Annotated in this window: 8 protein-coding genes and 1 pseudogene; 4 read left to right on the forward strand and 5 right to left on the reverse strand. The window is 32.7% G+C overall.

Annotated features, from left to right (window positions below; genetic code table 11):
• Positions 1-120: 120 nt before the first annotated feature.
• Together GFJ36_RS19555 and GFJ36_RS19560 are read right to left on the reverse strand one after the other, a co-directional pair.
• Positions 121-1,101 carry a phosphatidylinositol-specific phospholipase C gene (locus GFJ36_RS19555; protein ID WP_088064265.1) on the reverse strand — a complete coding sequence of 327 codons (981 nt, stop codon included), beginning with the start codon at positions 1,099-1,101 and terminating at the stop codon, positions 121-123.
• A 177-nt stretch (positions 1,102-1,278) separates the two neighbouring features.
• A complete protein-coding gene (locus GFJ36_RS19560) occupies positions 1,279-3,120 on the reverse strand; it encodes a S8 family peptidase (protein WP_097889687.1) in 1,842 nt (613 codons plus the stop codon).
• Positions 3,121-3,410: 290 nt separating this feature from the next.
• Here GFJ36_RS19560 and GFJ36_RS19565 point away from each other — a divergent pair, with 290 nt between their 5' ends.
• The 3 genes and pseudogenes from GFJ36_RS19565 to GFJ36_RS19575 all read left to right on the forward strand — a co-directional run bounded on the left by GFJ36_RS19565 (position 3,411) and on the right by GFJ36_RS19575 (position 8,199).
• Positions 3,411-4,214, forward strand: a complete 804-nt coding sequence (locus GFJ36_RS19565; RefSeq protein WP_097889686.1) for a cell wall hydrolase — start codon at positions 3,411-3,413, stop codon at positions 4,212-4,214.
• A gap of 260 nt (positions 4,215-4,474) precedes the next feature.
• A complete protein-coding gene (locus GFJ36_RS19570; RefSeq protein WP_097889685.1) occupies positions 4,475-5,812 on the forward strand; it encodes an NAD(P)/FAD-dependent oxidoreductase in 1,338 nt (445 codons plus the stop codon).
• A gap of 465 nt (positions 5,813-6,277) precedes the next feature.
• Positions 6,278-8,199, forward strand: a pseudogene (locus GFJ36_RS19575) (LTA synthase family protein).
• Between the two features lie 97 nt (positions 8,200-8,296).
• On the opposite strand, the gene GFJ36_RS19580 reads toward GFJ36_RS19575, so the two are convergent.
• Positions 8,297-11,080, reverse strand: a complete 2,784-nt coding sequence (locus GFJ36_RS19580) for a dynamin family protein (RefSeq protein WP_157349723.1) — start codon at positions 11,078-11,080, stop codon at positions 8,297-8,299.
• Positions 11,081-11,563: 483 nt separating this feature from the next.
• Here GFJ36_RS19580 and GFJ36_RS19585 point away from each other — a divergent pair, with 483 nt between their 5' ends.
• The gene (locus tag GFJ36_RS19585) at positions 11,564-11,749 is read left to right on the forward strand and encodes a hypothetical protein (protein ID WP_000461129.1); all 186 of its coding nucleotides are present in this window, start codon (positions 11,564-11,566) and stop codon (positions 11,747-11,749) included.
• A 456-nt stretch (positions 11,750-12,205) separates the two neighbouring features.
• Here GFJ36_RS19585 and GFJ36_RS19590 read toward each other — a convergent pair whose 3' ends face one another.
• Both GFJ36_RS19590 and mutL read right to left on the reverse strand, forming a co-directional pair.
• Positions 12,206-13,192, reverse strand: a complete 987-nt coding sequence (locus tag GFJ36_RS19590) for a choloylglycine hydrolase family protein (protein WP_097889682.1) — start codon at positions 13,190-13,192, stop codon at positions 12,206-12,208.
• A 276-nt stretch (positions 13,193-13,468) separates the two neighbouring features.
• A complete protein-coding gene (gene mutL / locus GFJ36_RS19595; protein ID WP_097889681.1) occupies positions 13,469-15,412 on the reverse strand; it encodes a DNA mismatch repair endonuclease MutL in 1,944 nt (647 codons plus the stop codon).
• Position 15,413 lies beyond the last annotated feature (1 nt).

Genomic DNA, 15,413 nt, shown 5'->3' on the forward strand with positions numbered 1-15,413 from the left:
AACTATATAAACCTATTCAAAGAACTTTGATTCTCATAATATCCAATACTAAAAAGTCTTATGGGAATTCCACAAGACTTTTAATAGCGTTACATTGTTTCTATGAAATTATGGTGAAAATTAAAGTGACTTATTAGTTCTTATAACTTCTTGATAGAGAATCGGTGACCACTTATCACTAACATAATCTTGGATCACCCAACCAACTCTTTTTGGATTCTCTTGTTTAATATATGCCGCAATTTCGGGATTTATATAAGAGGCATAATAATATGGGCTATTCCATGCTGTACCACCAGAAGACAAGCTTGTAAAATTAACATATAGATGATTTAAATCCTCACTATTGTTCATCGTTTCCTTGATCGTATCTTTAATAGATTTTACTTTCACATCATAACTCACTTTATATTTATCTTGTACTGTTACATTTACATTTTGATTTACAGTTGTCGTAAACGTCTCATTATCTGGCCAATAAAAATTATTATATCCTCCAGATTCATTACTACCACTATATCTTTTTAGTAGTACAATTTTCCCTCGAGCATCTCCAAGTTTTATATTTCCTTCTGTTTTTAAAAAGATAGGATCAACAAAATAATTTTTTTCAAACGTATTACTAAATGAACCTTCTGCCCCTTTCATATCCTCATACTCTTTTTTTAAAGACATAATAATTGTTTCACTTGGGTTATCTTTTAAAAATTGTTTCGCTTCGTTTATGAATTCATGCAGTGTTACATAAAGATATAATGGCCCATGATGAAGAACTATCGTATTATCATCTGTTAAACGGCCTCTTATATCAAAAATGCGAGCTCCATGATCCATTTGATAACGAAAATCATACTCTTGCGTCATTCCCCATACTTGCTTTATTGGATTTTGTAATTTAAACGTACCACTATCATGTGTTCCTGGAATTGAAATTCGTGCTAACGGGATGTTATCAGGTATAGGTTGCATCCATTTTGACCAATTTTCAAGTTCAATAACAGAGCTAGCTGCAACGACTTGCTTATCGTGTAAAGCAAATACAGATGTGATAAATATCATACTACATATGAATAATTTCAAAATAAACTTCTTATTGCTCATTATTATTCCTCCCTTTTCTGTTTTATATCAAACTTATTGAATATAATATAATCTGGTGAGTAAAAAATAAATAACATTTCATCAATATGAAATATTGCATAGAAGTAAAGTTAAAAAATCATTCACATATACTGAATTAGAAAAATTTAAAGGAACTTCATCTGAAGTTCCTTTCGTTTATTTTATATTCAATATATATGAACCATCTTTATTCTCATACTTATAAACATATAAATAATATTTACCTGGCTTTGCATTATAAGTTCCTTTAACTACATTCCCTTCATTTTCACCATATGCTACATAGTTGTTTAAATCTGATTCATGATGAAGTACCCATGTCATTCCAATGTTTTGTTCATTTAGTAGAGAAATATTAATATTTTCTGGTGAGTCAATTTGGAAAGTAAATACATCTACCTTATCACGATTATGTAGTGTTCCTTTTATTGGTGTATGAAAGTTAACTTTATTTGCCTGTCTACGTTCATTATTTGGTTCATTTTCTGTTACTTGTAACTCATTCCCACCGTTCAGTTCTCTTCGTTCATACCCTAAATCTACTAGTATAGACTTCAAATCTGGTAAAACACCAATTTTATCTGAAGATGGATCTTTAGATTTCGTTCCAGTGTTACGGTTACTTAATATCGTTCTTAATTCACTTGGTCTATACGGTTGTCCTAAATTTTCTTTAGCAATACTTTGTACTAAAGTCGCTGCTCCTGCGATAATGGGTGAAGCACTAGATGTTCCACTAAAGCTTGAAGTATAAAGATTTACAGCACTTCGACTTTGCTCGGCTGTAGTTGTATCTACATTTTCTCCCCACCCGTACACATCAATCCGACTTCCATAATTTGAAAACCACATACGCTCATGAGGGAAAGATGAAGAGCCCGCTCCTACCATAATTGCACCTGAATCTTTAAAATCTTTACTATTACGATTTAAGACTTGTTTACCATTTCTATCTTTAAATTGATCTAAATCATTCCATCCATTTGCTCCAGCTTCTATAATGACAACACCTTTATCTGTACCAGCACGAATCGCATCAAAGATATCTGGTTGTATTTCAACAGGTAAATATTTATCACCATATCCATCAAAGGAAGCTTGTGCCTCTAATAATAAAACATCCCCAGCTTCTAACTGATTTACAGCACTTAATATTGCATCAGCTGTATTATACTGCCCGTTATCTCTTATTTGAGAAATCACTTTCGCTTTCGCTTTTGGCGCAATCCCAATATTCCCCACTGCATTATCTTCAGAGGATACAATTCCTAGTACTGACGTTCCATGTCCAACATGCTGATCTATATTTCTTCCAGACATTAATTTAATATTTTGATGTACTAAATCCTCATGATTTAATAGCCATCCATATTCCATATCAACAAAAGTTATACCATTTCCATTACCGCCTTGAACTCCCCAGGCGAAGGGCGCATTAATACCGTATGGTGCCGCATCAAGGTAACCTTGTTTTTTATATCTAGGATTGTTATTAGGATTAAAAGATACACTTAATGGTTGTACTTCCGGTGGCGTTATTTTTTCTTGTTTCTTCACATACACATCTTCTATTAAAGAAGATGTCTTTAACTTATCTACTAGTTCTTCTTCCTGCTCACCATTTTGAGTTTGAAGAATATAGTATTTTAATAAACTTGTAGATATATTATTGGGTGCTTTCACTTCAAGGTTTTGTATTTGTTCCGGGCTTACAGATGTGAATAAACGATTAAATGTTACAGCTGGATATTCTGCAAAAAAATCTTCTAGTACTTTATCGTTCGTTTGAGATTGTATTTGTTTTTCAATACCATCTTCATATGGCAATTTCAAATCCGCTCTGAATTTTACAATGATTTGCTTATCTGTTTCTTGTTCTATCCCTAATTTACTCTGCTGTTCTACAGAATCAGCCTTTACACTATTGACCGTGTCCCCTATTCCTAAAAATATTGAAATAATTACAGCTGAAACAGATATTCTTTTAAATATATTCATTACATCACTCCTCCTATTAATAATATGTAATCATTATATTAATCTATAATGATTTTACTTATATAACATATTCCCTTTCTACTAAATAGATTATAGTAATCAGCAATATGAACTTCAATGTATTTTCATATGCAATATTTCATATTCGGACTCTACACTACATAAATAAGAAACTTATGATGATTATTTATTTTATACGTGCTAATATACTTATATCAAAATATTATGTATAGACATTCTGAACTATATTACTTAACAATTTTACCTTATTTTTGCTAGGAGGATTTACAATGAAATTATTAAAAATAAAACATATAATCCCTATATCTGCAGCTGCAATTACATTCGTATGTCATCAAAGTACAGCTGAAGCATCTACCATTCATACAGTAAAAAAGAATGATACACTTTGGGGCATTAGTAAACAATATGGGGTTTCAATACAATCCATTAAACAGGCTAACAATAAAGGAAACGATCAAACCTTTATTGGTGAGCAGTTAAATATTCCAGGGTCCATGAATTCAAATGAAATCACCGTTCGTCAAAATGCCAAACCCAAACCTGCGAACATTTCTAGACAAATTATTTATCAAGTACAACAGGGAGATTCATTAGAAACGATAGCAAAGCGTTACAACGTTACCGTTCAATCTATAAAACAAATTAACAATACAGCCGGAAACAAGCTTTATACAGGACAACATTTAAAAATTAACTCAAGCATTTCAGAAAAAGAAAAAGACTTAATGGCACGCTTAGTTACCGCTGAAGCAGGTGGCGAATCTTATAAAGGTAAAGTAGCTGTAGCAAAAGTTATACTAAATCGTGTAAATGCAAAAGGTTTTCCAAATACAATAACAAGCGTTATTTATGAACCTATTAAATACGGATATGCCTTTACTCCTGTTACAGATGGAAGAATTAATCAGCCTGCAAGCCCAGAAGCAAAAATGGCAGTAGAAGAAGCTATCTCCACAAATGGCATACATTCTGATTGGCTTTATTTTTACAATCCAAAAACATCAACAGACAAATGGATTACGACACGTCAAACAGTAGCAGTAATTGGTAACCACGTCTTCGCTAAATAACATATAAAAAACAGACCTTCTCACTTAAAAGGTCTGTTTTTTTATATGTAAGAATTTATTTATCATATGACATAGTGATCTTTGAAAACTATTTCTTCTTTTAAATAAAGACATTTATATTTACTTCATCACTCCGAAAAATTAAAGAAGCATCGAGTTCAAAAACTCCCTTTTTATTAATAAAAGCTATTTCTTAACTTCATAAAATTGTTATACACTAGAAAAATAAAAACAAACTATTCGTTAGCAGGTGAAAAAATATGTATGATGTTACAATTATCGGTGCTGGAGTAAGTAGCATTTTTATGGCTTATTCACTGACTAAAAGTAACAAAAAGGTTTTAATTCTTGATAAAGGTAAAACGCTAGAAGATCGCCATTGTCCTTTAGACGAAGGAAAAGTGTGTACTTGTACTACATGTGATAAATATTTCGGATTTGGTGGTTTAGGAAAATCTGAAGGGAAATTTAATTATACAAACGGATTTGGCGGAGAACTTGAGCAAAAAGTCGGTAAAGAAAGCTTTATTCAACTCATGGCTGAAGTAGATGAAATTCTATGTCAGTTCGGAGGAAGTTCTGTTTCAAAATACTCTACAGAAAATCCAAATCTCAATAAGAGAGCTGAAACGTGTGGTTTACAAATGCTAACAACAGAAGTAAGACATCTTGGTACTACCCTTTCAAGTGACATTTTTCAGCAGCTCTATGAATTTTTACTTACGAAAATAAATATTCAATTTCATATAGATGTACAACATATTATGAAACAGAAAGATCATTTTACAATAGAGACAAATGAAGGAATAGTTCAATCTAAGCAACTAGTGTTTGCAACTGGGCGTTCCGGAGCGGATTGGTTAAAAGAAATGTGCACTTCTCTAAATATTTCTCAGGAACAAACTCGTGTAGATTTAGGTATTAGAGTAGAGATGAAAGAACACCAATTACGTTCTATATTAAAAGATACATTTGAGACAAAACTTTCTTATGAGCATGAACAATTCACAGCAACTACGTACTGTATGAATCCGAAAGGACGCATCATTAGAAAGTACGAAGAAGGTTTAGTTATGCCTGACGGTCAAAATTTTCGAGAGGAAGGAACTGGCACACCTAACTTAAATTTCACTTTATTTATCCCACGCTATTTTTCAACTCTCAAAGAAGCAAATGTATACGCAAGTTCAATTATTAAAAGCATTAACCAAGGACGAGATCGAATTGTTATACAGCGCTTAGAGGACTTACTAAATAAACAACCTACAACAGAGAAAGGCATGAAACATAACCGTATACAGCCTACACTACAAGGAGATTATGGCGATTTGCATACAGAAATTCCTCCATTATATATTGAAGGGCTTAAAGAATTTTTATTACGTTTAGAACAATTCATCCAAGAACCGATCGATAAAGATACTTTATTATATGGAATTGACGGAAAATTCTATGCTCCTACGATAAAAATCAATAACCATTTTGAAACAAGTGTGCATGGACTATTTTTAGTTGGAGATTGTTCAGGCGTCACTCATTCATTATCTCAAGCTGCTGCAAGTGGGTTGTATGTTGGAAAATATTTATCTCATATTTAATTTCTTTCATGAAGATAGCAATCAAATATTTTAACTTCCATAACGCTTTATTTATGTACCTTGTCCTTCCCCCGCTAATGATTATCCCACCAAAAATCGGGATTTTACGAGATACATATTTAACATAACTATGTATGGTAAAACTATCGACATTCAATTCTAACAAATTGAATGTCAACAGTTTTAAAAGCCTCTATTCATTTCCACTTTCATTTGTTCGATATTTTGTAACATCATCATAGTGTTTAATATGTTAGGATGTCTATAAGTATTTTTTACTACAACTATGACTATTTCTGTTCTATTTCCAAAAATAGATTTGCGCTTTAAAATTCCCTATTGTACGTATATGAATACTTCATATTGTTACCTTTAGAAACCATTAAATGGTTCATTACACTCTAATAGTTATGAAAATATAATATATAACACAAGTTAAATAAATCGTATAAAGAAGGTGTAAAAATGAAGAATAAAATTAATTTACAAATGCAAAATATAAGCTTTGTTTTAATAATTGCGTTAGCAGTATGGTTAAAAACATATCTTATTACAAGATTCAGTTTTGATTTAAAAATTGAGTCTTCTACACAAGAGCTTATTTTGTTTATTAGCCCTCTCGCTGCATCATTAGCTTTTGTCGGATTAGCATTATTTGCAACCGGTGAAAAGCGAAATTATATAGCTCTATGTATTAATCTCTTATTAACAATCGTACTTGTTGGGAATGTAATGTTCTATGATTTTTATAGTGATTTCGTTACGTTACCAGTACTTGGACAAACATCAAACTTTGGCCAATTAGGCGGCAGTATTATAGAAATATTGAACTACAAAATTATTCTCGCATTCGTAGACATTATTTTCTTCTTTATTTTGTTAAAGAAGAAGGCACTAGTCTTCCAAACCGGACGTGTAACTCATCCGGCACGCTTCGTATATTTTCTCTTTTTCTGCAAGGTGTATTTTTTGCGAATCTACACCTTGCAGAAAAAGAGCGCCCTGAACTATTAACGAGATCATTCGACCGAGTCATGCTTGTTAAAAATTTAGGACTATACACTCATCAAATATATGATTTAACACTGCAAGTAAAAGCAGGATCACAAAAAGCACTTGCTGATAGTAGTAAATTACAAGAAACTGAAAACTACGTAAAGGCAAACCAAAGTGAGCCAAACCCTAACATGTTTGGTGCAGCGAAAGGAAAAAACGTAATTGTTGTCACTCTTGAATCCCTGCAAACCTTTTTAATAGGCGCATCAGTTAACGGTCAAGAAGTTACACCATTCTTGAATGAATTCATCAATGAAAGCTATTACTTCGATAACTTTTTCCACCAAACTGGGCAAGGAAAAACGTCCGATTCTGAATTTCTAATCGATACGTCGCTGTATCCATTAAATCGAGGAGCTGTATTTTTCACGCACGGTAACAATGATTATACTGCGACTCCAGAGATTTTACGTCAGCAAGGTTATTTCACTTCTGTATTCCATGCGAATAACGCAACATTTTGGAATCGTAACATTATGTACTCTGCTCTCGGTTATGATCGTTACTATAATGAACTTGATTACAAAATTACGCCCGAAACAAATTTAAATTGGGGATTAAAAGATATCGAATACTTTGATCAATCAGTAGATATATTAAAAACTGTTGACCAACCATTTTACGCTCGTTTCCTTACTTTAACGAACCATTATCCATTTACTTATGATGAAGATACAAAATTCATTGAACCATACAACTCTGGTAATGGTGTATTTGATCGTTATATCGTAACAGCACGTTACTTAGACGAATCAATTAAAAAATTTATTGAGCGTTTAAAAGCCGAGGGAATGTATGATGATTCTATTATTGTGTTGTATGGTGATCATTATGGTATTTCTGAAAAACACAATCGTGCAATGGCACAGTTTTTAGAAAAAGATCAAATAACAGAATTTGATACTTTAAATTTACAACGCACACCTTTATATATTCATATGCCTGGCCAAACAGAAGGTCAAACGATTTCAAAACCTACGGGACAAATCGATATAAAACCTACTATTCTAAACTTACTTGGGATTGATACTACGAACGATATTCGTTTTGGTCATGATATGTTTTCAGATGAATATACCGGTTTTGTTGTTTTACGTGATGGTAGCTTTATTACAAACAAGTATGCATACACAAACAACACTTTCTATGACCGCATAACAGGTGAAATTGTAGATTTACCAAAAAAAGAAGCACGAGCACTCATTAACCGTGCACAAAATGAATTACGAATGTCTGACAAAATTATTGAAGGCGATTTATTACGTTTCTCAGAAAGTAATAAAATTAAAACTGGCGAAGTACAAACTAAAATTAAAGAGACTGAAAAATAATCTAAATATGAAAGGGAGCAACTGTAATAAGTTGCTCCCTTTTACTATCGTATAACATATGATGCAATGTCATATAAAAACCTCGTATATTTTACTTTTATTCTACGCTTGTTTCTAAAGTTACATCTGTATAGGTATGATCATCACCTATATTTAAAATTACTTCACATTGACGTAATCTCAATTCAAAGAGCATGATAGAATCATGATAAACTTCAGGTTGTGATTTCATCTTATGTAACATCTCTTGTTTTTCTTGTATTTCTAAATGAGTATTTTCTACAGCTTGTTTCAAGGAGTTAAATGGATTCCTAAAGAATATGTTAATATCCCGCTCTTGCGTGTTTTCAAATAGCTCAAATTGCAAGAAAAATTTCTTCATAATAGAAGCCGTTACCTCAGTATAATCTTCATTTTCTACATACTGTTTGTATTTGTTATATAGCATACCTTTGTTTTTAGGAAGAACTCCAAATAATTTACCGGCACTTTTCAGTATAAATTGTGCTGGCGTAAAGCGACGTAAAATATTTACTTCATCCATTTGTATTCTAGTCGTCATTCTGTCAGTATCTCTGCGCCAGTCATCAAGCACTTTAAAATCACATTCTAACTGTATTCGATTTTCTCCAAATAAAGAATTAAGTCCTTCACTAAGTTCTTCTAAGTACGATTGACTTTGAAGGAGCTCATTATTAGAAATCGCAATCCAATTTTTCATAGAAAGAGCAAAATTAGGTAATACAGTTTGTTCTAAATATTTATGTACTCTTTCATTCATCGCTTTATTTAGTTCCGTATCAATGTGCCCGAAATCGCTTTCTTCACTAATTAAATCTGAACAACTCTGTAATATCTTCGGAATATTTTCAGTAAGTTCATTCGTAATTTCCGTTTTCATTGTACGATATGACTGTGTAATGAAATGAATTTTTTCCTTCTCAAAAGTAGTAAGATTATTACTGCTACCATTTAGTTTCACTAGCATATCTTCATTCCAATGAATAGAATCCACTAAATTGTTTTCTTTCTCAACGCGTTTATCCAATAGATATGTAATTGTTTTTCGAATGAAAAACAATAGCTTTTCCGTACGTTCTGCATCGACATTTTTATGATTAAAGTTAAAATGAATAAACTCAGTTAAATCATTTAATTGTTGACTACTTGTATATAACGAAGAGTAAGGGAAAATTCTCGCATGCGGGAAATATGTGTTTATTCTCGCTTGCGTATCATGTAATACTCTTTTCACTTCTGCATCACTGTAAATGTTATCGATTTTATTTAATAAGAAATGAATTTGTAAATTTGGTGTATGTTCTTGAATGCTTAATAGAATATCACGTTCTTTGTCAGTAAAAGGTGAATCCGCATTCAATACGAATAGTAATTCGTCTACAGAATTTAAATATTCGAATACCTCATCTCTAGTATCGTTATTCCTATTAAATCCAGGTGTAACTACAAATGTAAGTTTATTTTCACTTAAAAATCTGCATGGTAATTTAAATTCAACACATGCTCTATCTCTACATGTTTGATGGTGCTGAGACATCATATTATGGTAATCCGAGACATCTTCAGTTGTTGTAATTGCTAAGTCTGTTATGGCGTTAATTTCTGTATGCGCATCATTTTTTAAAACTACTACATTTGAAATTGATTTTTCTAATATATTTTCTCCTATTATAGAGTTAATAAATGTAGTTTTTCCGTTTCCTGAAGTTCCCGTTACTAAAATGCGATTTGTACTTAAATCTGCGAGCTCGCCAACTAACCATCTAAATCGGTGACCCATTTCTATATTATGTTTTTGTGCCCACTCTGTAATAGATTCAAAAAGATGCAAACTATACTCTAAGCCATCCACATGATTAATAGAATATAACAACAGGTTTTCAGCATGTTTTATATTTGCTGAATCTATTTCGGAAGGGAAAATCTCATCCCATGCCAATACAGCTGCAGATGGAAATACAGCATAAGATGGATTAACAACCTTTAACCAATTTGTTAACAAGTTTGGAATGATATCGTGCAATTGTTTAAGGATATATTGACCTCGAATTAATTCAAAGTACGTTCCTTCGTAAAGAGAAGAAATTTTGTCCCATATATCGGACGAATGTATTTCAATATGTAAGAAAAATTCATTTATTGTGTTAAGCCATGATAAGTAATTTTGTTCGTTTTTATAACTATTCCAAAGTGATGAAACCATTTGCGTAAATTGTACTTGATCTACATTATTTAACGTAACTAATACTTCATAAAAATAATCTGGTGAAATATGTTTAGTAAATCTTTTATCGATATATCCTTTTAAAACCTCAAACCACGGATAAGATTCTGTTCGAATTAACTCATTCACAGCAAGCTCTACTGCACTATCAAAATCTTGCTGCTCCTCATAAAAGGAACGGGCAATTTTTGTGACATTTGGATAATCCGGATTTAAAGAAACTGCTTCTTTAATAACAGCGAAAGCAGAGTCAAAATTATTTTGCTCTATGTAAAGAGAAAGTAATTGTAATCTAATCTCCGTCATCAATATTATATTATCAGTAGTAATGGACGTATAAACATTTTCAGCAACTGGTAATTGATTAAGCTCGAAATAAGCATCGGCAATATTTTTTTGTGCCCATGGTGCTAATTCATTACTAACTTTTTCCCATTTAAAAATAGCCGCTTCAAAATCTTGATGGCGATAATAAAATTCACCTTGTGCAAAACGAATGTAAGATCCATCAGAAATCTCATTTCTTTCTTCGTTTACATAAGCTTCTCCAAGTACATCAATAGGTGGTTTTGTTTCATTCTCCATTAGGAATGTTTCATAATACATCTTTTTTATTAATTGTTTTTCTACTCTCATCTTTTCCCCCACTATATCTTGAAAATACATTTTTAAGATATGTCAATACTTTTTGTATGTATGCTTTTTATCTTAACAAAGAATATCTTTTGGAAAATTTCATTTTCCTTTCATTTTTCAAGTTAGATTGAATTTTTATGAGAAAAGTTTCAGTTTTTTTTCAATTTCCTTTCAGTTATGAAACAGCATTAAATGTTCCTAATAACCTAATAACACTATAATCTCCCGCATTATATTATCAGGAAAAGTCTATATAAACCCATATTATAAAAACAATTTATAACGAATATATATGCATTATTCCCTTCCCTAATAAATAAAAGAAGCATTATCATATATTTCTCACATTGTTTTCCTTTGAAATATTTCAGTAGTTACGTAATTTAATTCCATTAACCTCTATAAATAACTAGTCCCAAAAAAATCTATATGCATATCATGTTATAGTAAAGAATTCAGGAAATCCTAAAAGGAGGCATTTTCATGTTTGAAGATAAATCTAAAATAAACTACCCATATGAATTTACTGAAACTACAACAATCCCGCTAAAAAACCCCATCAATAAAACTTTCAAAAACGGCTCTGGTACACATACTTTCCCAATTAAAAAACACTATAAAGAACAGGTGTTATATACGGAAAAAATTAATAATAATAAAAACAAATAACCTTATAGGCCCTTATAGCACTAAATATATAAGAATCTATATTAGACCTTGCATAGTTATAGGTAATAAATAAATTTTTCTTATACAACTCATGTACTTTTAAAAAGTGCTGATATACAGCGCTTTTTTATACATAGATAATAAAAGAACAAAAAAGGGTATGGATAGTTTCCATACCCTTTTTTGTTCTTTACTATTTATAAATAAAGTACGCCCATATTTATTTTACCTAGTAGCACTTTAATGGCCCCTCTAGAAAAAATAAAAACTAGTTTAATTAAAAATAAATTTCTTAGCCAATGCTCCTACCAGCATAAATTTACTCGTTGGCGTAATTGAAGAAAGGAGTAAATTTATGATAAATCACAAAGTTAAAGAAGCACCCAACAATTATATTGGCCATTATTGCTCTATTATATATATTTAAAAATTTACTAAAAGTTGTTTCAAAGCTACTTAGTTTTCATAAAATATTTTTTGTTTCCGTTGGAACGGATAAGCTTTAATCTCATCTGTATCTAAATTTTCATGAAATAAATGAATGGCTATAATTTGTCTACAATCGTAGGTATGATAATAATATGTTCCGGACTCCATACACATTACGCTTGTATATATGGTATTATCTAATGCACCTTCTTCTGTTATTACTCCGCCTTTAGGAACCTCGCAATTTGATAAAATATGAAATAGGGCCGATACTCCCTCTTCTTCACTATCTATACCTTGAATGTTTTGTTTGCCATATGCTGCTCGCACAAACCTTGATGGCGGGGTGAAATCCCCTGGAAGTCCCATTGAACCTGAGCCCTGACCAAAAGCACTTAATGGTAAGTTACTCCACTCAGTTGGCGCGAATGGCTGCGATTTAAGGCCAATATATTGTCTTAAATTTTGCAAATGCCAATTAAACTCCGGACTATTCGTCATCACTCCTAGTGGGTTATCATACATTTTTAACCCTTCATTTGTCGGCTCCAGTACAATGCAATCTCCCCATTTATCCGCTAAAATCCAATGTAGCGGTGGCGTAAGTCCTAAATCCGGTAATGGTATATCCAAAAAGGTAAGGCTATCTACAGATTTCTTTAACTCTTTGACAGAATTGAATTGTGTCAGACTCCAAGTCACAAAATCAAATGGAGCCAAATTTGTATTGTTGTCATCTATGCTTTGACTATAAGTAGCGAATCCTGGAAAATAGAGTGTTGCACATGTCATACCTGCTTCATTTACTCCGTCCGCCATAATGATCCTTCCTTGATGATTAATACCCATTCCAACCGTAGCATGTTTCGTATTAATAATTTCACCAGTTATATTATTCCACTGGTAATGTCGAGGAATAATTATTACTTCTTGATTCATATCTAATGTGAAGTCCATCGTTCTTGCAAAAAGGTGCTGACCGTTTTTTGTCTGTAATGTCAAACTAGTACACATAAAGAACACCCCATTTTATGGTTTTATCTACACTTTACATAATTCCGATAAGTCTGTAAATTAAAAACTCTTCCCTTACAAAAAATGAGAAAGCACATATAAAGTACAAATAGGTTGAGCTTATCTGGTTATCTCTAGTTTATAAATGTTTTTTAAAAATATAGTTGGAAAAGAATTATATTAAAAAGGAGCGACTTATTACTATCGCTCCTTTTTATTTCACTCTATATTTTATTAAAATAACAAGAAACCATTTTTTCTCTATGAACAGTATCCCTACATAACCCTCTTAAACATCTTCTCCAACTCATAAGTAGAATGATGCACAAGAATCGGTCTTCCGTGCGGGCATGTGTATGGGTTTGTTGTTGTACGTAGTTCTTCCAGTAAAGCAAATATTTGATCGTTCGTTAAATATTGATTTGCTTTAATGGATGCTTTACAGCTCATCATGATGGCTGCTTCTTCACGTAACTTTTTAATATCCACTTTTTTTAGTTTGACAACTTGTTCCATCATTTCGTCGATAATTTCTGTTTCTTGACCTTTTGGGAACCACGTTGGATGCGAGCGGACGATAAAGGATTGATGGCCGAATTGCTCCAAGAATAGTCCAACTTTTTTCAGTTCTTCTAGTTGCTCTTCGACACGTAAAAATTCAGTAAGAGATAGGTCAATACGGTATGGTACAAGTAGTTCTTGTACTTCTTGCGCTACCCTTCCTACCTTATCCCGGAAGTATTCATAATTAATACGTTCCTGCGCGGCATGTTGGTCAATCATATATAAGCCTTTATCATTTTGAGCGAAAATATATGTTCCGTGCATTTGTCCAATTGGATAAAGCGGTGGTAAGTCATTACCGTTCATTTCAATCTCTTCTATTTCCTGAACTTCTTCTTCCAATTCCTCTAATTCAAAGTCTTCATCGTTACTGTTCCACGATTTCTCTTTTTGAATTGGTTCTTCCATTATCGGTTTAGTAGATGGCTGCCAACTTTGTTCTTCCCTTACGAGCGACTGTGGTGGTTGCCATTCTTGTTTCGGCGGTTGCCACAGTTGTGCTGGCTGTTTCACAGCCAGTTGTTCTTCTTGTTTTTCATCCATGCCAGTCGGTAAAACAATGTCTGGCATAGATGGCTCTTTCGGCTTCGCATGCTCAAACTGGAACTGTTCTTGCACACTTTCATCTTTTTCTTTTTTCTTCGTTGTTACACCTGCATCTGGAATGAGCTGTATTTTTTTGAATGCCGATTGCAATGTTTCTTCGATAAGCTTTAGTAATTCTTGTTCTTTACTAAAACGAACTTCTAATTTCGCTGGATGTACGTTAACGTCAACAAGCATTGGATCCATTTCAATCGATAAGAAGCCGATTGGATATCGTCCGACTGGCAGTAATGTATGGTATCCTTGCTGAATGGCTTTCATTAATACGAAATTTCGAACGTAACGACCATTTACGATCGTTGACATATAATTTCGAGATGCTCTCGTTACTTCTGGTAATGTGACATAGCCTTTAATTGTAAAATCTAAAGATTCAGCTTCAATTGGAACAAGCTTCTTCGCAACTTGAATGCTATAAATTGATGCAAGTACTTGTCTTACATCACCATTTCCTGATGTATGAAGCAATTTCTTTTCATTATGAAACAGCTTTAATGATACTTCTGGATGTGACATTGCAATACGATACACGATATCTGTAATATTCCCAAGCTCTGTATGAATGGTTTTCATATATTTAAGACGCGCTGGTGTATTAAAGAATAAGTTTTGTACTGTAATATCTGTTCCTTTTCGGCTCGCTGTTTTCTCCTGCTTTATAATGTCTCCACCTTTAATCATAAGGTGTGTACCAGGCGCATCACCTGTGCTAGTGATTAATTCTAATTCACTAACTGAGGCAATACTCGGCAATGCCTCACCGCGGAAACCGAGTGTTCTAATGCGAAACAGGTCGTTTTCATCTTTAATTTTGCTCGTCGCATGTCGTTCAAAAGCGACGATACAATCTTCTTCTGCAATGCCATCCCCATTATCAATGATGCGAATTTTTGATAAACCAGCTTCTTCTAAGTGGATTTCAATAGATGTACTATTCGCATCGATAGAATTTTCCACAAGTTCTTTTACGACTGAGGCAGGGCGCTCTACTACTTCCCCTGCCGCAATTAAGTTAGAGAGTTGATCATCGAGTTTGCGAATTTTCCCCATC

Origin of the sequence: Bacillus sp. EE-W1 (assembly GCF_009760835.1) — a bacterium.
Classification (GTDB): Bacteria; Bacillota; Bacilli; order Bacillales; family Bacillaceae_G; genus Bacillus_A; species Bacillus_A wiedmannii.

Coding starts and splice junctions, on each gene's coding strand:
- GFJ36_RS19555 (WP_088064265.1), bottom strand. CDS start 1,101: ATGAGCAATAAGAAGTTTATTTTGAAATTATTCATATGTAGTATGATA.
- GFJ36_RS19560 (WP_097889687.1), bottom strand. CDS start 3,120: ATGAATATATTTAAAAGAATATCTGTTTCAGCTGTAATTATTTCAATA.
- GFJ36_RS19565 (WP_097889686.1), top strand. CDS start 3,411: ATGAAATTATTAAAAATAAAACATATAATCCCTATATCTGCAGCTGCA.
- GFJ36_RS19570 (WP_097889685.1), top strand. CDS start 4,475: ATGTATGATGTTACAATTATCGGTGCTGGAGTAAGTAGCATTTTTATG.
- GFJ36_RS19580 (WP_157349723.1), bottom strand. CDS start 11,080: ATGAGAGTAGAAAAACAATTAATAAAAAAGATGTATTATGAAACATTC.
- GFJ36_RS19585 (WP_000461129.1), top strand. CDS start 11,564: ATGTTTGAAGATAAATCTAAAATAAACTACCCATATGAATTTACTGAA.
- GFJ36_RS19590 (WP_097889682.1), bottom strand. CDS start 13,192: ATGTGTACTAGTTTGACATTACAGACAAAAAACGGTCAGCACCTTTTT.
- mutL (WP_097889681.1), bottom strand. CDS start 15,412: ATGGGGAAAATTCGCAAACTCGATGATCAACTCTCTAACTTAATTGCG.